This window comes from Acinetobacter sp. CY05, from assembly GCF_059515805.1.
In genome coordinates this window covers 303579-329559 of the sequence record NZ_JCAKMW010000001.1, presented here as the reverse complement: position 1 = coordinate 329559, position 25981 = coordinate 303579, and the positions used below count along the sequence as shown (strand labels likewise).

The 25981-nt window shown below is 38.8% G+C and carries 31 protein-coding genes and 1 pseudogene; 8 read left to right on the top strand and 24 right to left on the bottom strand.

What is annotated here, in order from left to right:
- Positions 1–1443, top strand: coding sequence for a CYTH and CHAD domain-containing protein (locus AC5YCD_RS01800; RefSeq protein ID WP_496128408.1), 1443 nt, complete (start codon positions 1–3; stop codon positions 1441–1443).
- Here AC5YCD_RS01800 and AC5YCD_RS01795 read toward each other — a convergent pair.
- Together AC5YCD_RS01795 and AC5YCD_RS01790 are read right to left on the bottom strand one after the other, a co-directional pair.
- A complete protein-coding gene (locus tag AC5YCD_RS01795) occupies positions 1440–2396 on the bottom strand; it encodes an Lnb N-terminal periplasmic domain-containing protein (protein WP_496128407.1) in 957 nt (318 codons plus the stop codon). The genes AC5YCD_RS01800 and AC5YCD_RS01795 overlap by 4 nt on opposite strands.
- 107 nt (positions 2397–2503) lie before the next feature.
- On the bottom strand, positions 2504–3145 hold the full coding sequence (locus AC5YCD_RS01790; RefSeq protein WP_496128406.1) for a hypothetical protein: 642 nt from the start codon (positions 3143–3145) through the stop codon (positions 2504–2506).
- A gap of 112 nt (positions 3146–3257) precedes the next feature.
- On the opposite strand from AC5YCD_RS01790, the gene AC5YCD_RS01785 reads away from it, so the two are divergent.
- Positions 3258–3653 (top strand): DUF3144 domain-containing protein, encoded by a 396-nt coding sequence (locus tag AC5YCD_RS01785; protein WP_496128405.1) that lies wholly within the window; start codon positions 3258–3260, stop codon positions 3651–3653.
- Between the two features lie 34 nt (positions 3654–3687).
- Here AC5YCD_RS01785 and AC5YCD_RS01780 read toward each other — a convergent pair whose 3' ends face one another.
- The gene (locus tag AC5YCD_RS01780) at positions 3688–4512 is read right to left on the bottom strand and encodes a PhzF family phenazine biosynthesis protein (protein ID WP_496128404.1); all 825 of its coding nucleotides are present in this window, start codon (positions 4510–4512) and stop codon (positions 3688–3690) included.
- A gap of 84 nt (positions 4513–4596) precedes the next feature.
- On the opposite strand from AC5YCD_RS01780, the gene AC5YCD_RS01775 reads away from it, so the two are divergent.
- Both AC5YCD_RS01775 and AC5YCD_RS01770 read left to right on the top strand, forming a co-directional pair.
- Positions 4597–5187: a flavin reductase family protein gene (locus tag AC5YCD_RS01775; RefSeq protein WP_496128403.1), complete on the top strand. Its 591-nt coding sequence runs from the start codon at positions 4597–4599 to the stop codon at positions 5185–5187.
- A gap of 78 nt (positions 5188–5265) precedes the next feature.
- On the top strand, positions 5266–6468 hold the full coding sequence (locus tag AC5YCD_RS01770; RefSeq protein WP_496128402.1) for a YbfB/YjiJ family MFS transporter: 1203 nt from the start codon (positions 5266–5268) through the stop codon (positions 6466–6468).
- Here AC5YCD_RS01770 and AC5YCD_RS01765 read toward each other — a convergent pair.
- Entirely contained in the window at positions 6444–6983 is a 540-nt protein-coding gene (locus AC5YCD_RS01765; protein WP_496128401.1) for a M23 family metallopeptidase, read from the bottom strand. The genes AC5YCD_RS01770 and AC5YCD_RS01765 overlap by 25 nt on opposite strands.
- A gap of 741 nt (positions 6984–7724) precedes the next feature.
- On the opposite strand from AC5YCD_RS01765, the gene AC5YCD_RS01760 reads away from it, so the two are divergent.
- Both AC5YCD_RS01760 and AC5YCD_RS01755 read left to right on the top strand, forming a co-directional pair.
- On the top strand, positions 7725–8942 hold the full coding sequence (locus tag AC5YCD_RS01760) for a tyrosine-type recombinase/integrase (RefSeq protein WP_496128400.1): 1218 nt from the start codon (positions 7725–7727) through the stop codon (positions 8940–8942).
- Positions 8943–9056: 114 nt separating this feature from the next.
- A complete protein-coding gene (locus AC5YCD_RS01755) occupies positions 9057–9947 on the top strand; it encodes a DUF6236 family protein (protein WP_496128399.1) in 891 nt (296 codons plus the stop codon).
- A 20-nt stretch (positions 9948–9967) separates the two neighbouring features.
- On the opposite strand, the gene lysC is transcribed toward AC5YCD_RS01755, so the two are convergent.
- The 15 genes from lysC to AC5YCD_RS01680 form a co-directional block, all read right to left on the bottom strand.
- Complete coding sequence (gene lysC, locus AC5YCD_RS01750; protein ID WP_496128398.1) at positions 9968–10171, bottom strand: Rz1-like lysis system protein LysC; 204 nt, start codon at positions 10169–10171, stop codon at positions 9968–9970.
- Positions 10116–10532, bottom strand: coding sequence for a hypothetical protein (locus AC5YCD_RS01745; protein ID WP_496128397.1), 417 nt, complete (start codon positions 10530–10532; stop codon positions 10116–10118). Before AC5YCD_RS01745 ends, lysC begins: the two co-directional genes overlap by 56 nt.
- Positions 10529–11035, bottom strand: a complete 507-nt coding sequence (locus AC5YCD_RS01740; protein ID WP_496128396.1) for a lysozyme — start codon at positions 11033–11035, stop codon at positions 10529–10531. The genes AC5YCD_RS01745 and AC5YCD_RS01740 overlap by 4 nt, the downstream gene beginning before the upstream one ends.
- 16 nt (positions 11036–11051) lie before the next feature.
- The gene (locus AC5YCD_RS01735; protein ID WP_496128395.1) at positions 11052–11309 is read right to left on the bottom strand and encodes a holin; all 258 of its coding nucleotides are present in this window, start codon (positions 11307–11309) and stop codon (positions 11052–11054) included.
- Between the two features lie 61 nt (positions 11310–11370).
- Positions 11371–12315, bottom strand: coding sequence for a hypothetical protein (locus AC5YCD_RS01730; protein ID WP_496128394.1), 945 nt, complete (start codon positions 12313–12315; stop codon positions 11371–11373).
- Positions 12316–12323: 8 nt separating this feature from the next.
- On the bottom strand, positions 12324–14564 hold the full coding sequence (locus AC5YCD_RS01725; protein ID WP_496128393.1) for a phage tail protein: 2241 nt from the start codon (positions 14562–14564) through the stop codon (positions 12324–12326).
- Positions 14557–14787: a hypothetical protein gene (locus AC5YCD_RS01720; RefSeq protein WP_496128392.1), complete on the bottom strand. Its 231-nt coding sequence runs from the start codon at positions 14785–14787 to the stop codon at positions 14557–14559. Before AC5YCD_RS01720 ends, AC5YCD_RS01725 begins: the two co-directional genes overlap by 8 nt.
- A gap of 7 nt (positions 14788–14794) precedes the next feature.
- The gene (locus AC5YCD_RS01715) at positions 14795–15010 is read right to left on the bottom strand and encodes a hypothetical protein (RefSeq protein ID WP_496128391.1); all 216 of its coding nucleotides are present in this window, start codon (positions 15008–15010) and stop codon (positions 14795–14797) included.
- Positions 15010–15801 (bottom strand): baseplate hub domain-containing protein, encoded by a 792-nt coding sequence (locus tag AC5YCD_RS01710; RefSeq protein WP_496128390.1) that lies wholly within the window; start codon positions 15799–15801, stop codon positions 15010–15012. Before AC5YCD_RS01710 ends, AC5YCD_RS01715 begins: the two co-directional genes overlap by 1 nt.
- Before the next feature lies 1 nt (position 15802).
- Positions 15803–17437: a vWA domain-containing protein gene (locus tag AC5YCD_RS01705; protein WP_496128389.1), complete on the bottom strand. Its 1635-nt coding sequence runs from the start codon at positions 17435–17437 to the stop codon at positions 15803–15805.
- Complete coding sequence (locus AC5YCD_RS01700) at positions 17434–21114, bottom strand: transglycosylase SLT domain-containing protein (RefSeq protein ID WP_496128388.1); 3681 nt, start codon at positions 21112–21114, stop codon at positions 17434–17436. Before AC5YCD_RS01700 ends, AC5YCD_RS01705 begins: the two co-directional genes overlap by 4 nt.
- A gap of 63 nt (positions 21115–21177) precedes the next feature.
- Positions 21178–21531, bottom strand: coding sequence for a hypothetical protein (locus tag AC5YCD_RS01695; protein WP_496128387.1), 354 nt, complete (start codon positions 21529–21531; stop codon positions 21178–21180).
- Between the two features lie 12 nt (positions 21532–21543).
- Positions 21544–21891, bottom strand: coding sequence for a hypothetical protein (locus tag AC5YCD_RS01690; protein WP_496128386.1), 348 nt, complete (start codon positions 21889–21891; stop codon positions 21544–21546).
- 80 nt (positions 21892–21971) lie between these two features.
- Positions 21972–22835: a KilA-N domain-containing protein gene (locus AC5YCD_RS01685; RefSeq protein WP_496128385.1), complete on the bottom strand. Its 864-nt coding sequence runs from the start codon at positions 22833–22835 to the stop codon at positions 21972–21974.
- Between the two features lie 17 nt (positions 22836–22852).
- Positions 22853–23044: a hypothetical protein gene (locus AC5YCD_RS01680; RefSeq protein WP_496128384.1), complete on the bottom strand. Its 192-nt coding sequence runs from the start codon at positions 23042–23044 to the stop codon at positions 22853–22855.
- Between the two features lie 74 nt (positions 23045–23118).
- Between AC5YCD_RS01680 and AC5YCD_RS01675 the strand changes: the two genes are divergently transcribed.
- Entirely contained in the window at positions 23119–23736 is a 618-nt protein-coding gene (locus AC5YCD_RS01675) for a S24 family peptidase (RefSeq protein WP_496128383.1), read from the top strand.
- A gap of 33 nt (positions 23737–23769) precedes the next feature.
- Here the strand turns inward: AC5YCD_RS01675 and AC5YCD_RS01670 are convergent.
- A pseudogene (locus tag AC5YCD_RS01670) lies at positions 23770–24069 on the bottom strand (phage antirepressor N-terminal domain-containing protein); the annotation flags it as partial.
- 82 nt (positions 24070–24151) lie between these two features.
- On the bottom strand, positions 24152–24310 hold the full coding sequence (locus AC5YCD_RS01665) for an Arc family DNA-binding protein (protein WP_496128532.1): 159 nt from the start codon (positions 24308–24310) through the stop codon (positions 24152–24154).
- Positions 24311–24429: 119 nt separating this feature from the next.
- On the opposite strand from AC5YCD_RS01665, the gene AC5YCD_RS01660 reads away from it, so the two are divergent.
- A complete protein-coding gene (locus AC5YCD_RS01660) occupies positions 24430–24774 on the top strand; it encodes an Arc family DNA-binding protein (protein WP_496128382.1) in 345 nt (114 codons plus the stop codon).
- Here AC5YCD_RS01660 and AC5YCD_RS01655 read toward each other — a convergent pair.
- Genes AC5YCD_RS01655 through AC5YCD_RS01645 form a run of 3 tightly spaced genes read right to left on the bottom strand, consistent with a single transcriptional unit; the run spans position 24771 to position 25941 of the window.
- Complete coding sequence (locus AC5YCD_RS01655; protein ID WP_496128381.1) at positions 24771–25007, bottom strand: phage tail assembly protein T; 237 nt, start codon at positions 25005–25007, stop codon at positions 24771–24773. The genes AC5YCD_RS01660 and AC5YCD_RS01655 overlap by 4 nt on opposite strands.
- Before the next feature lie 17 nt (positions 25008–25024).
- Positions 25025–25474 (bottom strand): hypothetical protein, encoded by a 450-nt coding sequence (locus tag AC5YCD_RS01650; RefSeq protein ID WP_496128380.1) that lies wholly within the window; start codon positions 25472–25474, stop codon positions 25025–25027.
- A complete protein-coding gene (locus AC5YCD_RS01645; protein ID WP_496128379.1) occupies positions 25474–25941 on the bottom strand; it encodes a phage tail tube protein in 468 nt (155 codons plus the stop codon). Before AC5YCD_RS01645 ends, AC5YCD_RS01650 begins: the two co-directional genes overlap by 1 nt.
- Positions 25942–25981 lie beyond the last annotated feature (40 nt).

Below are 25981 nucleotides of genomic sequence, written 5' to 3'. Positions count from 1 at the left end.
ATGTCTGAGATAGAACTAAAATTTCAAATTCCTACCGCACAAACAAAAGCATTAACCAAGGCCATTTTACAGCTAAAGCCTACTCTTTTAAGCTTAGTCGCACATTATTATGACACCCCCGAGCTTGAATTAGCCCAAGCCAATATCTCATTGAGGCAACGTCTGGAAAATCAAGTCTGGAAGCAAACCTTAAAAGCTCCAAGTTCACAAGCCGCCACCCGTATTGAAATTGATATTGCCTTAAAACAAGCACCTGAAAATCTTGATCTAAAGCTTTATCAACAACATCCTCAAGCACAAGCATTATTAAAACCAATTCTGCATAGACAAAAATCTCTGGTACGACAACTCAGTACCGAGGTGCAGCGGCAAATACTCGAGCAACAACAGCCAAATAGCACAATTGAAATTGCTCTAGATCAAGGTTGGTTGATCACAAAAGATAAAAAGGTCAAGATTTCAGAAATTGAGTTTGAGCTTAAAAGCGGTCCAATCACTGAGCTCATTAAGGTAATACGTCCTTGGGTGCAGAAATATAGCTTATATTTAGATACGCAAAGTAAAGCAGAACGCGGTTATGCGCTGCTAGACGCAGATCAACAGCCAGCGACTTATCAAAGCAATTTTCTCTTACAGAAAAAGCAATCTACTGAACAAGCTCTACGTCGTATGGTCAATCACTGTCTACAACATCTATTGCCCAATGCCAGTGCCATTGCCCGCAATGATTACCATGCAGAACATGTACATCAAGTAAGGGTTGCTATTCGACGCTTAAGAAGTGCCTTTAAAACCTTCCAACACTGGACCATAACTGACTTAGCGCCATGGCAACAACAATTAAGGCAAATCTTTCAACAGTTAGGTACGACACGCGATCAAGATGCGTTAAATGAAAGCTTAATCCCACTCCTCCAACAAGCAGGCTCACCGCTGGATCAATTGCCTCAGACACCTACAAAAAGCGTGAACTTAAGCCACTTGTTTCGTGAATCAACCACGACCTTGCTTTGGTTAGATTTAATTGCTTTTAGTCAAAGCCAAGTTGCCCAGCCACCAACTTCACTGCAAACACAGGTTAATCAACGTATTGGCAAGTTACATCACAAAGTTGTGGCGCAACAGCATGTCTTTATGGATTTATCGATTGAAGAAAAGCATCAATTACGCAAACAGGTTAAACAATTACGGTATAGCTTAGAGTTAACACGTGGCGTGTTAAAACCTAAAGTGGTTAAAGCGTATTTAAAGGCGTTAAAACCGCTGCAAGAAGTGCTAGGAGAGTTTAATGATCTAAGCGTGGCTGAAACCTTAATTGTGCCTGCACTTCAACAAGAGCCGCGTTATTGGTTTATGTTGGGTTGGATTAGGGCACAGCAAATGCATGTCTTAACACAGGCAGACCTTGCCTTAAAACGCTTTGCCCAACAGGCAAAACTTTAAGGCAGACGAATCAGCTGCGAAAATAGAGGCTGTGCCTGATCTGGGCCTTGTGTTAAGTGTGCAGTCTTGGGATTGACATGGGCACGCTTTTTCCATTCGTCAAGACTGATGCTTTGATCCAATTGACCATGAACATACAGATAATCAGGTAATAACCCCGGTAATAAAACACGGTAATCACGCGGCACGTTGCCCATAGCATATTCAATCAAGTCAAATAAAATCGTAGTGCAATTACTGACTAAGGTATTGTACCAACGTGGCTGATGATTGAGGCGATTGGCTTGATTGAGATATTCTAAAAATAACATCTGCATTTCAGTGGGCTGCATACGTATAGGATAAATATAGACCTCCTCATCACGAATATTACTGCGCGCATAAATGACATCGTTCTCATCGCCTACCACTAAAGCCAATTCGTATTGCCGAAAAAAGCCACCCAAGACTGAAAAGCCTTCATGTTGTTCTTGGCGTACTTCTAAAGAAAATGCCAAATGTTGACCATCTTGAAACCCAAAGCTGATAAACGCGTGTGCCACTAGACCTTGAATAAAATGTGAAACAATTAAATCCACACGCTCAATATTTTCTAAAGCATAGCGCCGAGTTTCCCATTGGGTGGTGTATTGCTCATCACTGTGCCAAATAAAATTACGTACGTTTTGAATCTCGACTTGGCCATCGACAAAACGATAATTGGCTATACGTTCAACATTGGCTTGCCATTGGCGGTCATTTTGCGGTTTAAGTAAGAAAAAATAGCCCACCACTACAGTAAAACTAATGAAATATAGGGCTTGTACATATTTTAAATGCGCTTGGCGAGGCGCACGTAAGTAAAAACATAAGCTGGCAAAAATCAGCCATATCGCTATGAGTAAATAACTGAGTGCTGCTGAAATGGGTTGTTGCACCCAAATCAACAGCATCACCCACAGGCTGGTGGCCATTAAAAAAACAGCATAGCAAAACGCGATCCATGGTGGCATATGTAGTCTTTGTTGTTGTTTTATTGCCTTTAGCCTAGCATGCGGAGCTCGGCTCAAGTGTTATGATTTTAGCGATTTTTGGCAAAAATCTTCCATGTGCCGTTATCGGCAATGGGGTCACTATAACTGTCATTGCGTTGTTTACGTGGTTTGTCTCGTGCATCCACCAATTTAAAATGCGGCTCTACACTTAATACAATGCCATTGACGTAAAAGCGCGTGCGGGTATAGTCACTTTGCCCATGCTGAAACACATAGGTACGTAAATCAATAAATTCACGGTGTGCCACCAATGCTGCGGTGCTATCGGTTGCCAGCCAATCTTGCATGGCAAAAATTTGATCTTGCTCAAACTGACCACATTTTTCAATGAGGCTGGCTACCCCACGAAAAGTTTTAGACTCTTTGGCCCGGGTTTTGTTAATCCGAATCCGATCCACATGAAAATAAAATAACGGTAGATTTAAGTGACTCGGCAGATGAATAGCATCCATGACCTCGCCTTCTTCTGCCATAAAGGGTTGGAATAAATCTTGTGCCCGACTAATGAGGTCTTGCCACTGTGCAGCATAGCGCTCTACCTCTTGCGCTGTCCCATAATAAATTGGCAAGCCTTCGACATGTGCCAAGTCTTGCGGTGGCCAAATGTGTTGACGTAATAGCGCAATGTCGTTTTTTAAACTTTGTATAGCAATTGCATTGTCCTTCATCGTATCCCTCTTTTTAAAATACTTAGGCTATTTTTAGATTAAGGCAAAGGTTTAGTTTCTGCAAGGCTTTGCCTATAATGGCGCTTTAGATATTGATGTTTAGGAACAGTTCATGGTTCAAAAGATTGAAGCAACCGATGTAACCGAAGAAGAAGCGTTAAATGCGGCTTTTTTTGAACGGGCTGATGCGTTTATTAAACAAGCCAACGAATTTTGCCATATTGAAAAAGGCTCAACTGTTAAACCGCATGACCTCCGTGGTCAAGTCAGCTCTGCAATGCTGTTTGCTGCATCACGCTTTAATACTTGGGTGGCTGCCAACAACTTTAAAGATGGCGAAGAAATGCGCGCCGCTAAAGAACAAGTGATGTCATATTTATTGCAACAATTCCAATTGATGCTAGAAGATAACTATGACGAATATTGCGACCAATTTGAAAATTACTTACGTTTCCGTCGCACCGAAGAACATCATGCGCATAAACATGAACATAAACCACATGATTAACTAAAAAAGCCCCGTATGGGGCTTTTTTAATGGGCTATTCAACTTCAAGCTTGGCTTGCATAAAAAGACGCGCATAACCTGAAATTTCAATGCGATCATGTTCTAACATTTTGCAATACAACGTCCCGCCACGGCTTGAAGCCTGATAAGCGATCAGTTCGGTTTTGGCTAATTTTTCTGCCCAGATTGGAATAATACCTGTATGAATCGAACCTGTGACTGGGTCTTCAGGAATACCATTGGCGGGTGCAAAATAACGTGATACACAGTCATATTGCTGATCAAAACTGCTAATGGCAACATCCAGTTGGCTCGCATCTGCGGTAATCGCAGTACGGATTTTGCCAAGCGTTTTGAGCAGTTCCATATTTGGGCGTTCATCACATACATCTTGTACCGATTCGTAGATGACAATGTACGCCTGCTGGTTTAAATACACCGCTTTAAAGGGTTTGGTTAAAGCTTGGCGTAGCACTTCAGGCACATCTGTCACCAACTCAGCACGGCGTACTGGAAAATTCATGCTCATTTTGCCATCTAGATGTTGATGAACAATAAAGATGCCCAAATTTTTAACATGAAAATAAATGGTTTTTTGTTCAGTAAAATCTTTAAATAAGACAAAGCTGCTGGCTAAAGTGGCATGGCCGCAAAAATCGACTTCAGTGGTTGGCGTAAACCAACGAATCTCAAAATTTGTTGCATCAATCTGTTTCACAAACGCTGTTTCTGATAAATTGTTTTCTAGCGCAATCTGTTGCATTAATGCATCATCCAGCCACTCATCGCGCACAATCACCGCAGCAGGGTTACCTTTAAACAATTTTGTTGTGAACGCATCTACTTGATACATCTGCATATTATGCTTCCTAATTGATGATGCTATATTTTAGCGGTTTTTCTTGTTAGGCTCAGAAAAATTACTTTTAAATGAGTCAATATCATGCTTCATCATTTACAAGCTGTTCCTTTAGAAAAGGCTTATCGTTTGCTTAATCATGGCCCAACTGTGTTGGTTTCTAGTCAAGACCAATACACCACAGGCGTGATGAGTGCGGCTTGGGCCTGTGCTTTAGAGTTTAGCCCAGCTAAGGTCAGCGTTGTACTGGATAAAAGCACCAAAACCCGTGAAATTATCGAAAATTCAGGATTTTTTGCCTTACAAGTCCCCACCGTGAAGCAACTAGATTTGGTTTATGCACTGGGTATGATGAGTCAACGTGACGCACCAGAAAAATTACGTCAATGTGGGGTGGAGTTATTTCATTTTAAGGGCCATGAGCATCTACCTGTAGTTCAAGGCTGTAGCGCATGGTTGTTGTGTGAGTTAATTCCTGAACCACATCACCAAGCTGAGCATGATTTATTTATTGGTCGGGTGGTGGCTGCCTATGCCGATGATCGAGTTTTTTGGGATGGCCACTGGCATTATCAAGATGCAGACCCAAGCTTTAAGAGTTTACATCATGTGGCAGGTGGCCATTTTTACACTATTGGCGATGCAGTATCGGTACATCAAGCAGATCAAGCTTGACCTACTGTCTGACAAGACTAGGCAAATTCTAGTAAATGCGCTTAAATTTAACCAAATAATAAAAAATTAAGGAACAGGATGTTCTCTACAACTCAACGTTTAAGTGTGTTTTTAATGTTAAGCACCGCGCTTGCCGTCGGGATTTTACGTTTTTCGTATACTGCGCTTTTACCAAGCACCCGATTGGCCTTTGAATGGACAAGCCAATTTGCCAGCCTATTGGGTAGTGCCAATTTACTTGGTTATTTAATGGGGGCTTTTTGGGCGATGCGTTTGGCGCAAAATGTCAAAATGTTGCACTATTTAAGTACTGCGGGTTTGATGGGCAGCATCAGCCTGCTCTGCTGTGCTTTTTCAGGCTTCGATGAGTTTTGGTATATCGCTTGGCGGATTGTTTCTGGCATTTGCGGTGGCTTAATGATGATTTTAGCACCTACTATAGTGGCACAGTGCTGTGATGCGGCAAAACGCCTACAAATTAATTTTATTGGCTTTAGTGGTGTCGGTATTGGGGTGCTGGCTGCCACCTTATTTTTACCCTACTTAGATCGTTTGAGTATTACCACCGCATGGCTAATTTTATTTGGCTTTGCATTAAGTTTTAGCGTGCTTATTGCCGCGATTATTTATCCCTTTAAAGCGCAGTTAGATCACAACACCCAAACTGTTGCGCCCAACACGCCTGCTGATGGCTTATATAAAAGTTTAATTTTGGTGTATGGCTGTAGTGCCTTTGCCTATATTCCACATTCCTTGTTTTGGATTGATTATTTAACTCAAAGTCTAGGCTTGTCTTTGTTTTGGATAAATTTTAATTGGATTTTATACGGTTTAGGCAGTGCCTTAGGGGCTGTCACTGCATATATGTTGGCTTTACAATTTGGTAATTTTAAAGCCTTAAAAATTTTATACAGTTGTTATATTGCGGCGATTTTATTTGCTATTTTTAGTCAAATTCCCTTCTTAACCTTTTTATCTTCGTTTTTAACTGGTTTACTCAATCCTGCTGTGGTGTTTTTAACGTCTTATACAATTTTACAAGTGTATGGTTTGGCCTATAAAAAACTCTGGGGTCTGGCCACAATTACTTTTGCGACAATACAACTGATTGGTGGTTTAAGCTTTAGTGCCTTGCAAAGTCTACAGGTTTCTTATAATCAACAATTTATTTTAGCAGCCTTAGTCTTATTGGCGGGCTTAATCTACTTTTTAGTCTCTTTAAAACGTGCGCATCGTCAGCAGCAACAAGCGCTTACTCAAGGTGCTTCATCATTTAAGTAAGGATAAGGATTGACTACACCTTGTCCTTTTAAGTAAATTCCATAATGTAAATGTGGCGGTGTATTTTTTGCATTGCCACTGTTGCCCACATAGCCAAGTAATGTGCCAATTTCAACCCAATCCCCTGCCTGAATATCTTCCGCATAATCATCTAAATGCGCATAATAATGCGAACTCAACGCAGGTCCTGTCACCCATACCACCTTACCTCCCAAATTATTAGTGCCTACTTCACGTACAATGCCTTGAGTTGTGCTGAGTACTGGCGTACCGCGTTTAGCAAAAATATCTACTCCTTGATGCTGCCGTCCAGCACTTCGTGCTGCGCCCCATGTATCGCTAATTTGGCGTACTTGCACCCCTTCTACCGGCACGATAAGTGACGCTTTTAATTGCTGGCGTTGCAATTGCCAATACCAATAAGGGCTTTGCCAACCTACAGATTCTGTGGCAGGCGGTGGTTGACACGCTGAAATTAAGACACTTAACACACTCACTACAAGCAGTTTTGGCATATCTACTCCAAACAATAAAACCCTCAAACTGAGGGTTTTATTGGTATTGGGTTTAGAGGTTATTTCGCTTTTTTACGCGCTTTTTGCGGTTGTTGTTGCTGCTGCTGTTGATCATTTTTATTTTGCTCTTGATCTTTTTGCTGCAGCTTCTGCTGATGTTGCTTTTTCTTATGTGCCATGTTCACTCACTCCTAGATTGATCTTGAGAGATTTATACGGACGAGTTCACTGTAACGGATTTTTGCAAAGCACCAAGTCCAACAATATTGCAATTTATTGCAATGTAAATTAAACATTCTTAATGGTGATTAAAATCATCATTTTAGGTTTTTATCTCTTACAATAAATACCTAATTGATTCATTTATTCACTCAATGTAACAGCCCTATTTATTTCTTTAAAATAAAAATAATTGGCAACAAGCAATACTTTCTTGGCATCTTGACGCATAATATCAACATCGAATTTTTTGCTTTATTTTGGACTGCGGTTTGAGGCCACAGCAAAATAGCGCAGTTTTTATATGTTTAACATTATTGAAGAAGCTTTTTTATGAAAATCGTCATTCTTAACAATTATGACAATTTCGATCTTATATAGTTCGTTATAGTTCGAAAACTTCTATATCATATTAAATTATAAAAATAAGTTAGTTCGTTATAGTTCGATTCATATTCTTTCAATTCGCACATAAAACGGGTATTTTAACGGGTAACGCTTCAAGTTACCCGTGTTACCCGTATGCTATCAGACACAAAAGTTAAAACATTAAAACCCAAAGATAAGGTTTATCGCATTCTTGATGCTGAACGACTTTATATAGAAGTGCGTCCAACGGGCACCAAAGTGTGGCGTTTTAAATTCACGCTTAACGGAAAAGAAGGCACAGTAAGTTTTGGTGAGTATCCTGCAGTATCACTTCAAGAAGCTCGCAGACTAAAAGATGAAGCTAAAATAAAATTAGCCAAAGGCCTAAATCCATCGCTTGAAAAAAAGAAGCAGAGACTAGAGCAACGAGTTATTGCGAATAATACTTTTAAGAGTATTGCTGAAGAATATGTTGTTGAACAGATGCAACATAAATCAGAAAGCTATATATCTAGATTTAAGCACTGCATGGAAACCGACATTTATAAAGAAATTGGCAATATGCCGATCACAGAAATTACGTCAGCTCACATTTTAAGTATTATGCGAAACACGGTTCAGCGTGTAAAAAATTCAGAAAAATTTGGTACGGGTGAAGCAGCTGCAAATCTAAATAGAAGATTTATTGGCTTGGTGCTGCGCTATGCAATTATGACATCAAGACTTGATAACGATCCGACGTACGCTCTCAAGAATGCTATGCCGACACCTGAAGTTGAGCATGCACGTCCACTTGATGAGAATGAGAAAAAAGAACTCAGAAGAAAAATTGATACTTACAATGGGACATCTACGGTTAGAAATGCGGGACTTGCCCTGCTCTACTCTATGTTGCGAACTGTAGAAATTAGAAAAATGGAATGGGCCCATGTGGACTTTGAGAAGAAGTTGATCACTTTACCAAGAGCAACAAGGCAGACTAAACAAGAACGCATTATGAAAAAAAATAGAACTCATATTGTGCCTATGTCTAAGCAGCTCTACGATCTATTACTTGATCAACGTCAAATTACTGCCGATCAAACTTACGTGTTTGCATCACCGCAAAAGCGCAATTGCATGATCTCGAGAACAACATTAAATCGAATGCTTGAATATATGGGTCTGCTTGGTGTGACTGCTCATGACTTCCGAGCTACTGCATCAACTTCACTTTATGAAAAAGGCTATGAAGAAGATCATATTGAACTGCAGTTAGCCCATGCTGAAGATAATAAAACGAAAGCCTCCTACAACCACGCCAAATATTTGGAAGATCGGAAGAAGATGTTGCAGGATTGGGCTGATATTGTTGATAGGTGGAAGGGGTAAAATGAAAACATATATCTACTTTTACATAGAGCACACGATAAAGAATTGGGATATGTTTGGGAAGGAACCTGTGTTGATGTTTAAATTAAAAAGTTTTTTTAAAGTAGAGAAGTGATGAGCAATAATATTATTCAATTTAAAAAACCTAAGCTAGAACGTGGCATAGTTGCACCTGCTGGTATTATGTCTATATCTGGTACCAGAATGCATATTGAAAGAACGTATTCAAATGAAGATATTTTTTATTATGTAATGTACTGGGATAAGATTGCCATTCCATCATCATCAGCTTTTCACTGCGGTCTACCATTGGAAAGGGAGTTGGCATCTTTAGGTATATTAGAACGCCCACAATTACCCGTTATCGGGATAGTGGATGTAGCTCAGCATACTCACTGGACTTTTGGTGAAATTGCCAAACAAAAACTTAAAGAGGATAAGTCGGATTGGATGATACACCACATGTCTGGTGATCCAATTTATTTACCTCAACACTCAACTAAACAAGATTCTATAAGATTAAAAATTACAAAGGCATTGCCTATACCATCTAATGATGGAAATTTTTCTTTAGATGATCTATTAGATTTTAAACTTCGTAGAGCCTCTGAGTTAGAGGGGTTGCACACAACAATGGATAATTTGCTTAAAAAAATTCATTATGAAGAAATTACTGTTATTCAAAAAACAGAATTAAAAAGATTTGAAAATGCAATTAATGAGTTAGATAAAACCATATTTGAACGCTTTAAAATTTATAAAAAAAGTGATTTTGAAGTAAATATTGATCTTAAAGGTGATGCACTTGTTGCCTTAGCACTTAATGCGCCAGTTATTGGATCAGATTTACTGACTGGCGAGATACCTGTTGCAACTTTAGCAACCTCGATATTTTCAGTTTTTTCGTTATCCAAAAAGTATGGCGTAACTTTTAATCAATACAATCATGGCGACTATAATTTGGAATACATTTCTAGCGCGCGTTCTGAAAATATAATTTTCTAATAAGTAATGACGAATAGCCCTCACTTGAGGGCTTTTCCAATTTCAATCCATGCGTCATTTTGCGCTGCACACTCATTATATTTTGCTACAGTGTCCACCCCCCACAACATAAAGTCTTTACCTGTTGTGCCTTGTACTTCTTGAAGTTGTGAACATGGCTGCATCAAGTTAGCCGGTATCTCGACTTTTGATAAGCGAGTTGAGTTCTGACATGCCGTCAGCATCAGCACAGTTGTTAATGTAAACAGGCCGATCAACGATTTTTTGTACTTCACGTATGCGATATTCGACTTCTGTTTTTCGATCGGCTTTGGCTTGCTCATAGTCTGCGCTCAATTGATTGATTGTTTGTTGTTTTTTAAGCAATGCTTCTTGATATGCTTTCTCTGCTGCTGTTGCTTCAGATTGATATTTAGTGTTAATAGCATCTTTCTCTTGCTTACACTTAAGCTCAGCATTCTCAAACTGCGTTTTATAATGTTTTGCTTGCCAGGCCTTAAACCCGCCAAATAAACATGCGACCAATAAAAAAGCCATCAGTACAAGAATGATGGCTTCATAAAACTTTGCGATAAATGCACTCATAAGTTCGCTCCCATACATTTGTCATAACGTGCAACTTGACGCGTCCAAACGCCATAGCAGTTATTGGAGCGGATTGAACAGTTTTTGCCGCCAGCATTACGCCACTTTAATAATGATTTACATGCAGCTACATATTCACCTTGTTTTAGATTTTTCAGCATTGAGCTTTTAAGCCAATTGCCTGTACCGAAGTTGTATGTAAAGTCCATGTACAAGTCATATTCAGTCTGCGAAAGCGGCACACCCAATAATGATTTATTAAAGATTTTTGCATCTTTATTCATATGAACTTTTAGTAGTTCTGCTGCACGTTCTTTAGTAATCGGCTTATCAGTCATTTTTACTTTAGTGCCGTCTTCATAGACTGTAGATCCAGTGCCAATTGTTGCAACACCAACACTATCGCGATACGGCTTCAACACCGTACCTTCTTGCTGCTGAGTAAAGGCCACACCACCCGCACTAATAACGGTAGCCATTGTCACCACTTTTTTGTGATTCATGCACCAGTTGATAAAATTACTTGTCTTTGACATCACAATCACCGTTTAGTTTTTTCAATGTAAGTTCGTGGATCTCTTTTTCACGCCTGTTGCGCTGCCAAGAAAAATAACCATTAATGATTAAGCCAAGCACCATGCCACCAATACCCGCCCACCCCATCCAGTCAATACCCATAAAAAAACCGGCAAAACTTGTTGCTCCGCCGGTTAATGTTGCTTTTGATCCAATCGCTGCTGCTGATGCTTCAGCAACGTGTGTTGCAGTTTCAGACATCACGCCCCCTTTTAACATGCAATAAAAAGCACCCCGAAAGGTGCTAAAAACAAATTTTTACTTAAGGACTAACAGGTGCAATCAAATCTTTGATTGGTGCATTCCATGTATTACCAAGCTGATCAACGCCCACACAATAAACTTTCTCAGTTGCAGGAATTGGAAGACTGAAGGAAAATGCGCCTATTACGCTTGCCAAAGTTTCCCCCAACAGATATCCGCTTTCTCGGTGATAGCAACGAACCATATATCCATCCGCAGGCGAACCATCTGGCTTTAAAAGCGTTCCCGCGACAACTCTATTTCCACCAGGAAAAGACATTGGCGCAGGATCTCCGTTAGTACCTACTGAAAAAAAAGGAACCACATAAGCCGCTCCGCGCCCTAAGCTTAAGAAAACGTCACCCGGTCCCGTAAATAAATTATTGGTTGTGGAAAGCATCCAAGAGGAAGGCTCTGTCTCACTTTCTTTCCAAGCCTTCGCCATTAAATTTGTTCCTTGGACCTTCACGCGAAAATAAAAAAATTCGCCGAACATTTTTAGCGGTGAAATCGGTGCGCCCATTAACGAGGCACCTTCAAAATTAAGCGTTCCGTAATTTCCGTTTTCGTAACTATGAACCCTCAGCGTTCGTGAGTGATTCGATAAAGTTGCAGAACCATTCAAACAAAAATAATATCCGTTTTTTGCACGACCTGCAGTCCATTCCGAATTTTGCGCTCTTAAAAACAGCGCAGGTCCTGCGCTGTTGGTATAGTCTGTGCCGTAATTGTAAAAGCTAATAGAAGATTTTAGCAAAACTTCAACATCAGTAGCAGATATACCCGCAGCTAAACCTGGTTCCGAATCGACACCTGCTGTTGTAAAACCCAATTGAGCAAACATCCCTTTCACTTTGCCTACTTTTGCATTTGCTGAAGTCCAACCTGGAGAACGCGGCCCTTTCGGCATAACAGGAACACCACTTTTGTCAACAATGCTTAAATCATAAAAATACTGTGCCATAAAAAACCTTATTCAATAAATTGAAGAACAACTGCATTTCCATTGTCTGGTGCATAAGCACCATCAAACATCATTAAGTTTTCACCAGATGACCATTCCATGATGTGCCTTTGTGGTTGATATGAAGAATGTCCGTCACGAACTGAAAAAACCTCAAGACGAACGGTTGAAATACCCAGTAATGCAGTAACACCTATTACATGTGTAGGCGTTGTTATATCCGTTGCACTGTATTTCAATTCACCTGTTGTATTGTTATAAGCATAAACACTGTATGTCGTGCCTTCTTCTGGCGTAACAGAACCATCTTGAAACCCTAGTGGCTCACCACCTGTTTGCTGCAACCGATTACGAGACGCCCAAGATAGGGAAATAGGTCCTGTAATACCTAGAGGAAAATATTGATTATTTATCTTAAAATTACCTGGTACATACGGCCTAATTGCTCGTGCTGAACAAGTTAAGTCATATTTAGTCGCCTCATTTAATTCAAGAACATCAGATCCGGTTAGAGTAAGCGCTTTGAGTGATAAAACTTCGCCACTCAAATATTCAATATCATCAATCCCCGAATAATTATCCCATCCAAAAACCCTTGAACCTGCATCATGCTTTTGTGGCACCGTGTCAAAGCATCCTCGCTTCACAGTCAGCATATTGGTTGCTGTGTTAAAACTCACAAATGACATAATTTCATCATTGACTTGGATTCGATGATTTACTTCAAGTAACTCAAACTCAGCAACATTTTCAATTTCAAAGCTCGAATCCATATAGCCGATGTCATTTTTCAAAGAAGCGCTAGGACAAAAGTCTAAAGTCGTTCTTTCATCGTAACCTGCACCTGCATCCACATATAAACTTGCATTGACATGCTGGTTATTTGGGCGTATTGCTGCCATGCCGACATAGCCAAGCTCTGGATAATTCGCAAGTTTTGAATCAACCTCATCCTGACCATACTGCTCAACAAGTTCAATGTAGGGCACTTCAAAAGCAATCGCATCAGCATCTTGAGCAGTGCTATCAGCTCCAGTTACTGGCGGTACATATTCAATAACTGACTGCATTGGACTACTGAATGAATCTTCAATCGCTTCGACATAAACCGTATTATTGATGCCATCCCCACGTTTAATTGTTCGAATACGCATCACTGCTTCAGATAAGCCATAACTTGAATCTGACAGCTTAAACGGCATACCCTCATGCCATGATTCTGAGAAACGCTCATCTACATCAAATGATACTGATGCCAAAGTACTGGAAAGTGTTTTCAAATCACGTAAAGCGATACGCCCAGCAATATTGCTATTAGTGAATCCCTTATAGTCGATAGACTGAGAAATCACACCGCCTTGTTGTGCAATCCTCGCAATATCTTGAACAGTGACAGTAGAATCTTTTGCACGTTCACGATCATAATAAGTCACAGTAACCGCATTCACACATTCAGCTAAAGTACGACGTTCGAAGTCAAGATTACGAATATTACTTTCATCTAAAGAAATTAGAGCATTAAAATCATAATCATCACGAATTAAATAAAGCTTCCACTTATTTGTCGTACGATCTAAATAAAGCTGTGCATTGATATGCTCTTTAATGTTATCAATGAACTCGTTGATCGATGTTGAATCTGTCCACTTAATAGAGATTCCCATTTCTTCACGAAATAGAATATCTGCAGCATTTCTAAAAGAAACATCATCAATACTTGATTCAGAAACACCAATTCCCCAAATCTGATTGGTTAGGCATTCACGAATAATATGTGCTGGGTTTATATCAAATACGTTAATTTCTGCTTTAGTGTCGTACCATTGTTGAATCCCATCATGTCGCGTATGAATCCGCTTCACCCGCCACTTTGAGTCTGGCAAACTTGGAGATGTACCAATGTACAAATTGTCAAATACAACTGAACATACACCGCGATATGCAGAAATTAAACCATCAAATTCATTTGAAATCTTTGCACAAATTCTTTGTAAGGTACTGCTTTTCTGTTGATTAGCATGCCCGAACAAGAGTTCAATATTGCCTCGAATACCACCCTGCTGTTCATCCCCGCCAAATAAGCTTGGCTTATTGATATAGATTGTTTTATTAGTATTTTCTTCATTCAAGTACGCATCTTTGTCTTGAAATGAAATTTTAGTGATTGCATCAATCGGGCCATGGCATAAAACAAAATGACCACTGGCAAAGTACTTATAGCCAATCGTTTGCTTTTTCTTTTTAGCCATCTTCTTTAGCCCTCATAATCACTTGCTGCGCCATCGCATCATGGCCAAACAGTTCTTCAAAACGTGCTACTGGCATTCCGTTATCAAAAAAATCTTTTATTTCAGCGTTGGTTAAGCCTTGATTCAAAAAAAAGCGTCTTGCTTTGATCGTACACATGCTGCAAGCACGTATATGATGGACAAAAATAAAGCCCGCTTTGTGCGGGCTATTTTGTGATTTCATGACTCACCTATTTTTTTATGGCTTGTGGCGTACCGGCTAAAAATGCTGTGACGTTTGGAGCAACATCGCACGTTCCAAAAATGACAGGAATTGATTTACCCTCATCTGCAGAGGTCACATCAAGTTCACCAGGTGTCAAGCTGGATTTTTGACCTTTACGCATCTGAATATATGAAAAGAGAGCAACTGCAACCGCAACGACTGCAGCAATAATGGCAAACATTACACAATCCTCGTTGTTGTTGGGTTATCTTCTGGCATATATGGGGCTCCGAGAAAATTATCTGTATTATTGAATTGATGGCAGGCTTTTAAAGACTTCATGCAACCCGGATAGAGTTTGATTTTCTTGCCTACAAACTCACTCAATGAATCTAATCGTCGTATCAGCGTCACTGAATTTTCTGAATTTGATTCAATACCAACATAAACCCCGTTCACTTCCACCATACCCAACCGAAAATAGTTTTCTCCTGCATTTAAATCATCAAAAGTGATTTTCAATCTATCAACAACACTAATTGTTGCTTCAACCTCAAAATTACTTTTATCGAGCTGACATCCAATTCCGTACAGATCATGACAACAAGTTCGCTGATACTTATAACGTGCACCAGCACGCCCCAAACTTGTATAGTCCGTCTCACATTTCAGTGTAATTTCTACACCATCCGGCTTAACTGCAGTAACACGCCCTTGCCACAACGTTGAAATATTTCCAAATTGCAACTTGCTCACTTTGACCAGGATATTTTCTTCAAGTGCTGAACGTAGGCAGTCTTGTGCAAATTTGCTGTTCAGTGCAAAGGTAATATCAATCGAGTTTTTTTCTAAATCTGAACTTGAATCAATTGCCGATCTCGTTAATGTGATCGCCTCATAGATTATTTCTCCGTCTTGAACAGACTTATCGCCAGATGTGTAATAAAACTTTGTATCGCCACGAGTGAACTCATATAGTTCGCGGCGAACAGGCGAACTAACAAGTGATTGAAAGAAGTTTATGATTCCCATATCAAACTCCTATTTCTAAAATCGGTACACTTGCTTCAACAAATCCCGCACCCAAGTAATGTAAATCCACTGAATCTGCATCAAGTCGATGCAGTCCTAAATAAGAAATAAGCTCGATATCCGAAGCATTCTTATTCAGTGGGGGTGCAACAGTAATCTGGACGGTCGTTGCGGAAGTGATTACTGACGCTGTAATTGTGTGTGCTGACCATACGCCATTGCTCTTGATAGCAATATGTTTGCGATTACTTAATTGCTTGTATTGATCCGACTCAATCAACATGACTGATGAAATAAACCCTGTGCTTTTACAGCGCATATTTGCTTCGTATGTTGGCAACCAAAATGGATGGTATTTCCCTTTTCGTCTAAAAAGAAAACGTCGATAGTTGTAAAGATCTTCGTGGCCTTTAATAATTGCTCGATACTGTTTTGAGTATCGTGCAAAATCCCAATCTGAGTTTTGGAAAATAACCCCAACTTCATTATCAATAATGTTTTGCTGTTGAGAGAGCGTAGCGCCCATACCACTTCCCGCATAAGTCAAGCAGAAGAAATACAAATCTTTACCTAGGAATTTAGTTTGAAATTCTGAAAATAAAAAATTAAGCGCTGCGACAATTCCGTCAGCATCAACAACTTGAACTGGGTTTCCCGTGTTGTCGAAATCATTCAAACTACCGACAGTTCCCATGCCCAAGCCTATGAATTTTGCATTTTCAAATGCAGTTTCAATCATATTCTTAGCTAGATTAACATCTTGCATTTCACCATCAGATAGTGTCACAACTATCGCATTTTTAAAATTTCCGTCAAAAAAACTATTAATATTTTCGTATGAATCAATTGCCGAAGTACCCCCTGATGCAGTCAAATTATTTACAAATTGCTTTGCTGAAACATTCGAATTTTCATCAAAATTTTGATAAATAACATGACCTGTATTCATCGCCTGGATCATAACACTGTAGTTTTCACCAGCTAAATTATCGAGTATTGCGCTTACCCCTGCTTTCATATTTGACATATTCGCAGTTGACATTGAGCCCGAATCATCAAGCACAAATACTATTCGACTTGAACTCATCTCGATTTCAGGCTCATCAATCACAACAAAGTTAATCGATGCTTGGGCATGAACACCGCTTATTTGTCGTGAAATATCACCGCTAATGAAGCAAAAGCGCACAGGGTAAAGCTTAGCGTTTGAAATATTGACTACATCAGCAAATAACAAACGATCACTTTCAACTGTTTCAACTTCAACTAAAACCTGCTCTGTATCATTTTTCAATAGTGCTAAACAGCCGTCATAAAACGAATAAATGTCCGTTCTACACAACACAAAATCGGCTGATACATTGCCGACAAATTGAGATTCTTGAAACAGTGGAACCGCCCAATTTTGACGAATACCACCCCACTGAGCATTAAAGTACTGTGCAATCTCATTTCTAAGTGCAACAGAAGAAAAGCTCAGCGTTTGCCGAGCTTTATCCTTAAGTGGTATGCGGGTTTCACTCCCATTTTTCGACTCAAATACATCCGTCTTGAATGCGATACTTTCAATAGCACCAACCAAAGCTGGCGAAGTCAACAAAATAACCTCACCAAATTTTGCAGTCATTAATTTCATGCAATCATCGCCTTAATCGAAGATCGATTATTTTTAATAAAGTTCATGAATATTTTGGTACCTGATGATGTCCCCATATAATCACCAACAATCGAAGGATCTAGGATATTGTTGATCTGAAGATTTTGAGGTGTGCTTGATTGCTGTGATTGCTGCGCTTGGCTCAAATAATTCGTCAAATCCTGATTTTGTTTCGGATTAAGCACACGTTCACCACCATCTAACAACCAAGTGCCCTCTTTGGGAATGTTATCAATACCATCATGCGCCATACCCACAGGACTTAATGCTGATACTGCAGCTTGCAGTAAGCCTGTTTCCACTGTCACCATACCAACGGCAGGCAAGTTATAAGGAAATGGCGCAGAATTCCAAGCTTTACCAATCGCATCAATACTCGACATTGCTACAGAATAAAGCGTAAAACCCTTTTGAATACCGCCAAGAATTGCATAAGCAGAGCTTGATTGATCAACCAAACCCATCAACATGCCAGCAAATTCACCACCATATTGAGCACCGTATGCTGTCTGAAGAGCTAAGCGTTTCTGCTGAAACTCCTCTTCAGTGATAAGCATTTGATCGCGAGCAGATTGAAGCAATTCAACATCGCTTTGATATGGTGATTCTTTGGGCTCAAATCGACTTTGATAATCACCCCAAATATCCTCTCGCTCTGAGTTTTCTTCCATCCCCTGATTAAAGTTCGCTTCTTTAACCAAGCCATGTTTCATTTCAGGCGAGTAACTTGGTGTATTTAAGATTTCTTGGCGTACAAGTGCATAATACTGACGAGCATACTCACCAGCCGTCATCCAGTTACGCTGCATCTCTAACAATTGCTTGTTTTGAGCAATCTTAAGCACACCAAACTCTTGTGCAAATTGCTCATTTAGAGATTTTAGCTTCTGTTTTTTCTGATCTTCGTTGAATTGTGTAGATGCTTTAAGTTCTTGCTCTTTAATGTTGTAGCTATAGCGAAATTTCTGCTCTTCAGTTAATTGATGTTCACTCAACTCCCAAGCAAATTGCATATCAGCAAGTTTTTGAGCTTCTGCATAAATTTTATTTTGAATGCTGACATACTTTTCAATTGCAGTAGTATCTCCCACATAAGCTTCTTGAATCTCCTTTTTTGCATCTTCATGCTCAACCAATGATCTTTCATTTTCAGAAAGATATAAACGATCTACATTTTTTTGACGCTCAAGAGATTCTTTTTTTAACTGCTCCGCATTTTCATAATACTCACCCAAATCTTTAATACTTGTAACAGCTTCTTTTCCAACCACACCTGAATCTCTTAGAGATGAGCCGTTAAGTGCAGCAAATATCTTGTCCACCTTTGGTACAAAGTTAGCGACTTCCTTATTACGTGCAGCAGAACCATTCACTCGCCCATTTTTCTCAAACTGACGAGAACCCTCAAGACCAGCATTATGAGATCGGATCGCAGCTTCCCATGATCCCAATTCTTCATAAGCTTTTGCTAAATTCTTTGCTACAACTTCAGCAATCACTGGTAAGTTTTTAGAGTCTTCAATCGAGATTTTATTATCTTGACGATAACGACTTGTTGTTTGGAAATAACCAATCGCACCTGTAGCACTTACAGCATTAGGATCACCGCCTGATTCATGTGCCATTAATGCAGCAAGCATGTTTTTAGGTACACCATGTTGAGCACCGATTTCATTTAAATTATTTTCAGCAGCAAGTTTAGCGATGCGCTGATATAACGCTAACTCCGATTTTGTATAAGAATAATTTTTCTCTGCAAAATCAGCTCTCTTTTTCTGCTCTTCTACAATTTTTTTCTCAGTTTCTTGTCGCTGCTCAATTTGTTGCTGAAGCTTATAACCTTGCTCAAACTGAAGATACATTTCTTTGGTTAGAAGCTTTGAATAAGGGATACCCGCCTCAGCTCGCTTGTCAGCGAAATATTCAGCCTTATCTCGAGACATAAAACCTTGAGATACATTGGCATTAATATAGCTTTCACGCTCTAATTCTTGCCCAATTGAATTATAAACCTCACGTTCTTTCTGACTTAATTTAAGTAATGCAGCACCTCGACGATCAATTGAGCTTGTAACATCATCATTTATCTTAATGAATTGTTTATCGCGCTCAATCATTTGACCGACCAAGTTTTTATGTTTGTTGACTTCATTAGAAGCATCACGAACACTTGCCGCTTTTTTAACAAAAGCATTCTTTTCTTCATTGCTTAATGCTGTGCTTTTAGAAAGAGCATCAGAAAGTTCTTCCAAAGTAATCTTGCCAGATTTGTAATCCATAACAAGACTAGAGAATGCTTGTGCCTGATCCGAAGTCATATCGGCATTACGCACCACATTTAGCGTATATGAGATGAGTTTAGAATTTGCTGTTTCATAAGAATCAGAAAGTTCTTCTAATTTTTCTTGTTCTCCAATCAATTGTGCAGCACGTTTAATCTTATCTAAATCACTATATTTCCGAATGGCTTGCTCAACAGTTTCATTGTTTTCTCGCAAAGAAATTGTAGATTTATCAGTATTATCACGAAATAAAAGATAACTACCTGCAACCGTTGCCACAGTTAAAGCTAAACCTACTGGTCCACCCAAAATACCAATCATGCTCGTACTTGCAAGTGCGGCTGTTCTTGTTGCTGCTGCCTGTTTATAGGCTGCATTGGCATTTGTAATCATGGCTGCGGTTTGAGCGTTGGCAACCCCCATTGCTCTAACCATGGCAACAGTTGCCGCTAAATTTGATTTGGCAATCTCATAATCAGCAACCGCCTTTTGTCTTGTTGCAATAGTGTTTGATACTTTTAATGCTGTATCCGCAATAAATGCTGGTGCAGCCTTTACAGTCATTACTGCCGCTAAAGCTCCAACAGACACAGCGACAACATCTAAATTATTGGCAACGGTTTGAATTACAGGAGTAAATCCATTAATTAAACTAACCTGCATACCCTCAAATTCAAGATTAAGCAGCTGTATATTTTCTTTAGCTAATGCCAATTCACCTATAAGCTCATCAGACATAATTGCGCCTGCATCACTTGCCGCTTGCCCCCATTTTTCAAAACCCTCACCACCATTTTCCAATAAAGGAATCAAGAGCGATGAGTCAGAGATAATAGATTCCATATAGAATTTAATATCATTTTTGGTCGCACCCACTTTTTCCAAAGAACTATAGAAAAGCTGCAAAGCATCTGGACCAGATAGTTTTTGAAACTGATCAATAGTCACACCAACCAATGGTGCAATATTTGCAAAAAAATCTGCTAATGGGCCACCACCGGTCTGCTGAAAATCACCAATACGGTCCTGCATGTCTTTCATTTGTTGAGCAAATGAATCCATGCTGATACCCGCTGTCTCAGCACCCTTAGCATAAAATTGAAAATCAAAAGTTGATGCATTTGAAAGTTGAGATAATTTTTTAATTTCATTACCAGCGCTGATTACCTGATTGGTAAATGCAGCTAACCCACCTACGGTTACACCAGAAAAAGCAGCACCTAAGGCATTTACAGCAAGTGTGGATACATTAAAATTCTCTGCAATAACCTGACTCAAGCTTTTTGTCTTTTTTTCAGCTTGATTTATAGGCTCAACAAAATTAGAAATTTTTGCAACCAAATCAAGTGTTAATGTTCCAAGTTTAGTACTCATATAAACCTCTAGGCGTAAAAAAACCGCCTAGTGGCGGTTTATGAAGCTAACTTACTATGCAATCTAATTACTAGAAATATCAAATGCTTCCATACATGCTAAATAATACTTAGCAGAATATTCATTGATTGACTCATCTTGATATTTTTTGGTTGAGAATTTAGGTTTGCTATAAGCATCTCTTAAAATCATTTTTACTAAATTATATTCCCATTCTGACATACCATTGTTTTTATACATTTCATCAATATTTTGCAAAGCTTTAAATAATGGCAACCCTTCCTGTCTAACAGACATGGCGGCTTGTGCCATTGCCATCGCATTTAAGCACTTAGCTTCCTGCTCTACACTTATAGCTGCTGTAATATTTGATGAGCTAAATACCACTACAAAACATAAAAATAAAATTTTATTCATGATTATTTACTCTTAATCCATTAAGTCAGCATAACCCCTTAAATTATCCTCACAAAACTTTTTTTCACCAAAAACTTTATATCTATCTCTTGAATCAAGTAATACTTCTTTTGCTAAATTATCAACTGTCGTTTGTGGGACTACTGATCTACAATTCCCTGAGTCATAAATATTTTTTAGTTTATCTTTTACGCCACCCTCAAATCCACAAACTTCTTCCAATACTTTATTGAATAGAGCAGCCCCTAAAATTTCCTCACAAAATTCCCGTTTAATTTTCACATTCTTTTTTTCTACTTCTGCATAGGAATAAGTAGCTTGTAAACACAATAAAATACACAACCCTAATATTTTTTTCATTCTTCACCCCAAATATTAATTATTCAGGACAAGATACCTATTTGACTATAAAAAAACCACTCCGAAGAGTGGTTTTATTTTTATTCAATCGCCAATTGTTCGATAAAATTCAAATGCCAAGCGTGTTGTTTAGATTTTTCTTGAACCCTTAGCACAGTAGGCCGATCGACAAAATGATATGCAAAACTAGCACCATCTATAAAATGATCATGAATAGAGCTTGCCATTTTAGGACTCAAAGAACGCATTGCTGGGCCAAAAGTATCCCACCACTGATGCAACCAAAGCATGTGCAAAGCTAAAGCCTTAGCACTGGTTTCATCATTTGGCTTATTAACCCCATTAGCTTCTTGTTTTTTTGCTGCCTTGAATTCCATGGTTTCTAAATAATGCACTGCTTCAGAAAAATGGATTGCTAAAAGCTCTGCATAACGTGGAATCTTAAAGTGTCGGTTATGGCGACTCCACATTTCAGCGTAAATTTTACGGTTCCCTTGTGAACGACGATCTACAATTTCATGCAATAAAGCCTGCTGCTCTGGTGAAATAGATTCACGGTCATTAATTTTCCATTGCATCACCATCGCATCATAGGCACGAATAACAGTTAAATGAAATTTTGCAGAAATCCACATTGCATAGTAGTAAACCAATTCCTTAACCACAAATGTACCTTGCTCTAAACTCCTTCCTTTAATTGAGCTAACTGCTTTCTTTGATCTGCAAATTTGCAGATCATCATTTTCAGCTTCAATAACTTCAATTAAGTCTTGAGTTTGTTTGTTACGGATAAAATAAGCGGGTTGGTGTTTTTTATCATTACCACTCGCTTTATGTAAATCATTTAGGCAATAGCGACCATCTTCGTCCTGACGAATTGAAAATTCACCAATCACTAAAGCTTGATTGTTTGGGTTTACGAAATTTTGTGTTAAATTAGACATAGGTTTAATTCCTTTGGTTAGGGTTGAACATAAGCAGATTGATCTTGGCGGACATCTGCTTTTTTATTGTCTAGATTTTCTAAAAGCCCCTCTTGTTGAAGAATTAATTTTAAATAGTGATTGAATTGACCGCGATAAGTGCGATTTTCACGTTTTGCAGCAGCCTTGACAATATCTGCTAATTCGTCATCATATGAACATGTATACATAACCTCTCCTTTCATACTATCAAACTTTACAAATGATAACTTATGATAGGTTTTGATAATTGTCAAGGATTATTATGACTAAAGATTTTTCTGAACGCCTTAAGTTTTTCAGATCACAACAAGGGCTTTCGCAACAAGGGTTAGCTAACGCTGTTGGTATCTCAAGAAAACAAGTTTCAGACTATGAGGTTGGGTCTGCAAAACCACGCCAAGCTACTTACTTAAGAATTCTTCATGCGCTAAATCTAACTAATGATGAGTTTTACGGAAATCAAATAAGTGTTCAGGGCGAATCTCCATTAATCCTCAAAATCCCTATATACAACTGGGTTAATGTTGTAGGTATTAATTCTATTGATATCAGCCCCGACTCCCATATCTATATGGATTCCAATATTTTAAAACGAACATCTACGAATGGCTTGTTTGCAATGAATATTGGTGGCGTATCAATGTATCCACACTACAAAGATGGTGACTTTATAATTGTTGATGCCAACCTGAATAACATTAAGGATGGTTTTCTATATATTCTAGCAATGAATGATGAACCTACGATAAAGCAGTGTTTTAAACAACCAAATGGAAAAATTAATTTATCTGCATTCAATAATACATTCCCTTCATTTGAGGTGGATCTAAGCGAAATTAATGTTATTGGTGAAGTCATCTTTAAGATGGGTTTTGCTTGATGCTCATATATGAGAAGCATAAAAAAAGCACCCTAAGGTGCTTCCCCGTTCAGGTTTTACTTTATTTGGACTGATTGTCATAAGCCAGCCAAACAATTTCTTAACAGGCAAGCATGTCATTAAGCGCTCTTTACCATCGTTTGCAACCATTGTGATTTCCACAATAGTTGAAGAAAAGCGTTGTTTTAGCTTTACAAACTGCGCAGCCCAATCCAAACCCATACCATCAACAATAGGCTTCATTGGTGTGTATGGCTGCCCGTCAAATTCCACAATATAAAGTTCAGCATTGTGGAAAGGTACGGTGATTTGTTGTAAACTCATAGTTGTCATAACTATTTTCCTTTTAGTTGGTAGACACTCAAAACCTTGTTTATTCTTGGCGGAAGGCAAGGTTTTTTTGTACCTGTTGGTTTCATGCTTTCGCACTCTCTTTTTGGTTTTTAAGCCACTCTTCAACAATCATGTTCAATTGGGCTGTCATTGAACGATGGTTGTTTACTGCTGCCTTTTTTAACTTATCTACAATTTCGTGAGGCATTCTCACATTCACCTGCGTATCATTCATTGCTATTTTAACTCCAATTAAAGCAAAATGCTTTATAGCGTTTTAATTTATAGCAAAATACTTTATTGAAGTAAAGCATTTTGCTATATATGATTACATGAATTTTATAGATCGGCATTACTCCCATGGCGCAAAATTACTCACAGGTCAACTTTAGAATACCTACGCAACTAAAAGAAAAGATCGAAGAAGCATCTATTGTCAATAATCGCTCAATAACATCCGAGCTTGTAAGTAGATTAGAGGACTCATTTCAAATTGATGGTAAACAACCTGTCTACTTACCAGAAAGCAATGCCAAAGAATTAAACGCTCTTATAACTCTTTCTCTTGGCTCTATTGTTAAAAATTTATTGTTAAATGGTGTACCCGTTGAGGTTGTTCGAAAATCTTTTCCATCAGATGATGTTTTTCAAGAATTGGTTGATGTTTTTATAGATATAAAAACATCAGATAAAAAAGCACCCTAAGGTGCTTCTCCATCCCCGAATTTCTGCATCATATAGTCTTCAAGCGACATTTCTTGAGCTTGTGGCTTCTGCTCATGTGGCATAAAGCTATATGTATCAACATCCTTAACACCCTTACCAGACATATAAAGCGCAGAAAAACCACCAATGGCTTGCTCAAGCCGTCTACCAAAAAAAAGTGAACCACGCTTAAGTCGATATGCTTTCCATATCAAATACTCAGCTTGACTCATATTCCTTTTAGCTTCAGCTATTGTTCTTCCGCCAATTCCATTGATGACGAGCTCACACCAGAATTCTTCTTCTTCAATTTTTGCATCAGATACTTTCCCGAGAAATCATTAACCTCATCAGATACTTTATGTAAGGCATCAAAAAGTTGAGGAAGTACAACACCAACTGTTTTTTCTGTAAATAAAGGTTTTTTGGTTTCTTTATTAAAGATTGTTGCAACAATGCGAGCCTTAGATAAGTCAGCCATAAGAACCTTTTGAGGGTCTTTACCACGCATTAAATTAACAACCTCATCATATGAAAGGACTTTCACACCCACATTAACCACATATTCCTTATCGCCAATAAAGAATAAAGCCTCTTTATCAATAAGGTTTACAACGGTGTCTTGTGATAGCTTTAAAAGTTCATCCACACCTAAATTAACAGGCTCTTTAATCTGATCAACCTCTTTTTTCTTCGCCATTATGCAGTTACTCGCGGTGTAGTTGTGACCTTGGATGTACGAACCAATGTAAAGGTGTATCCAATCAATGCATCGGACTCAATGCTTGGTGTTGCTGGGTTAATGTAGCCCTCAAAAGACCACCAAATCCGATCTTCAGGCAATTCAATACCTGTAGTGGGTTGATATGTTGGTGGTGTTTTTGAGTGGCTTGAACCGACATGCCACTCGACTTTTTCGCCCGAATCAGCCAATTCAATCAGTTTTAAGTGACTTGCATTTTCATCATCTAAATCAATTTGCAATGAACCTTCACCCGGATCACGCATTCCACGTTCATAGTCTTTTGTATCGGAATCCAAGCAAGTTGTATCAATTTTTGAAAACGAATCATCACCAAATGAAAATGCTTTTGGGCATGAAAAACGCACCACTTCGTCATTTACCACTGCAAATACTTGCGTACCTTGCGATTTAATACGTGACATGAGTAGCTACTCCTTTTTTTGGCATAAAAAAAGCGCCCTT

Coding starts and splice junctions, on each gene's coding strand:
- AC5YCD_RS01800 (WP_496128408.1), top strand. CDS start 1: ATGTCTGAGATAGAACTAAAATTTCAAATTCCTACCGCACAAACAAAA.
- AC5YCD_RS01795 (WP_496128407.1), bottom strand. CDS start 2,396: ATGGCCACCAGCCTGTGGGTGATGCTGTTGATTTGGGTGCAACAACCC.
- AC5YCD_RS01790 (WP_496128406.1), bottom strand. CDS start 3,145: ATGAAGGACAATGCAATTGCTATACAAAGTTTAAAAAACGACATTGCG.
- AC5YCD_RS01785 (WP_496128405.1), top strand. CDS start 3,258: ATGGTTCAAAAGATTGAAGCAACCGATGTAACCGAAGAAGAAGCGTTA.
- AC5YCD_RS01780 (WP_496128404.1), bottom strand. CDS start 4,512: ATGCAGATGTATCAAGTAGATGCGTTCACAACAAAATTGTTTAAAGGT.
- AC5YCD_RS01775 (WP_496128403.1), top strand. CDS start 4,597: ATGCTTCATCATTTACAAGCTGTTCCTTTAGAAAAGGCTTATCGTTTG.
- AC5YCD_RS01770 (WP_496128402.1), top strand. CDS start 5,266: ATGTTCTCTACAACTCAACGTTTAAGTGTGTTTTTAATGTTAAGCACC.
- AC5YCD_RS01765 (WP_496128401.1), bottom strand. CDS start 6,983: ATGCCAAAACTGCTTGTAGTGAGTGTGTTAAGTGTCTTAATTTCAGCG.
- AC5YCD_RS01760 (WP_496128400.1), top strand. CDS start 7,725: ATGCTATCAGACACAAAAGTTAAAACATTAAAACCCAAAGATAAGGTT.
- AC5YCD_RS01755 (WP_496128399.1), top strand. CDS start 9,057: ATGAGCAATAATATTATTCAATTTAAAAAACCTAAGCTAGAACGTGGC.
- lysC (WP_496128398.1), bottom strand. CDS start 10,171: ATGCTGACGGCATGTCAGAACTCAACTCGCTTATCAAAAGTCGAGATA.
- AC5YCD_RS01745 (WP_496128397.1), bottom strand. CDS start 10,532: ATGAGTGCATTTATCGCAAAGTTTTATGAAGCCATCATTCTTGTACTG.
- AC5YCD_RS01740 (WP_496128396.1), bottom strand. CDS start 11,035: ATGAATCACAAAAAAGTGGTGACAATGGCTACCGTTATTAGTGCGGGT.
- AC5YCD_RS01735 (WP_496128395.1), bottom strand. CDS start 11,309: ATGTCTGAAACTGCAACACACGTTGCTGAAGCATCAGCAGCAGCGATT.
- AC5YCD_RS01730 (WP_496128394.1), bottom strand. CDS start 12,315: ATGGCACAGTATTTTTATGATTTAAGCATTGTTGACAAAAGTGGTGTT.
- AC5YCD_RS01725 (WP_496128393.1), bottom strand. CDS start 14,564: ATGGCTAAAAAGAAAAAGCAAACGATTGGCTATAAGTACTTTGCCAGT.
- AC5YCD_RS01720 (WP_496128392.1), bottom strand. CDS start 14,787: ATGAAATCACAAAATAGCCCGCACAAAGCGGGCTTTATTTTTGTCCAT.
- AC5YCD_RS01715 (WP_496128391.1), bottom strand. CDS start 15,010: ATGTTTGCCATTATTGCTGCAGTCGTTGCGGTTGCAGTTGCTCTCTTT.
- AC5YCD_RS01710 (WP_496128390.1), bottom strand. CDS start 15,801: ATGGGAATCATAAACTTCTTTCAATCACTTGTTAGTTCGCCTGTTCGC.
- AC5YCD_RS01705 (WP_496128389.1), bottom strand. CDS start 17,437: ATGAAATTAATGACTGCAAAATTTGGTGAGGTTATTTTGTTGACTTCG.
- AC5YCD_RS01700 (WP_496128388.1), bottom strand. CDS start 21,114: ATGAGTACTAAACTTGGAACATTAACACTTGATTTGGTTGCAAAAATT.
- AC5YCD_RS01695 (WP_496128387.1), bottom strand. CDS start 21,531: ATGAATAAAATTTTATTTTTATGTTTTGTAGTGGTATTTAGCTCATCA.
- AC5YCD_RS01690 (WP_496128386.1), bottom strand. CDS start 21,891: ATGAAAAAAATATTAGGGTTGTGTATTTTATTGTGTTTACAAGCTACT.
- AC5YCD_RS01685 (WP_496128385.1), bottom strand. CDS start 22,835: ATGTCTAATTTAACACAAAATTTCGTAAACCCAAACAATCAAGCTTTA.
- AC5YCD_RS01680 (WP_496128384.1), bottom strand. CDS start 23,044: ATGTATACATGTTCATATGATGACGAATTAGCAGATATTGTCAAGGCT.
- AC5YCD_RS01675 (WP_496128383.1), top strand. CDS start 23,119: ATGACTAAAGATTTTTCTGAACGCCTTAAGTTTTTCAGATCACAACAA.
- AC5YCD_RS01660 (WP_496128382.1), top strand. CDS start 24,430: ATGGCGCAAAATTACTCACAGGTCAACTTTAGAATACCTACGCAACTA.
- AC5YCD_RS01655 (WP_496128381.1), bottom strand. CDS start 25,007: ATGAGTCAAGCTGAGTATTTGATATGGAAAGCATATCGACTTAAGCGT.
- AC5YCD_RS01650 (WP_496128380.1), bottom strand. CDS start 25,474: ATGGCGAAGAAAAAAGAGGTTGATCAGATTAAAGAGCCTGTTAATTTA.
- AC5YCD_RS01645 (WP_496128379.1), bottom strand. CDS start 25,941: ATGTCACGTATTAAATCGCAAGGTACGCAAGTATTTGCAGTGGTAAAT.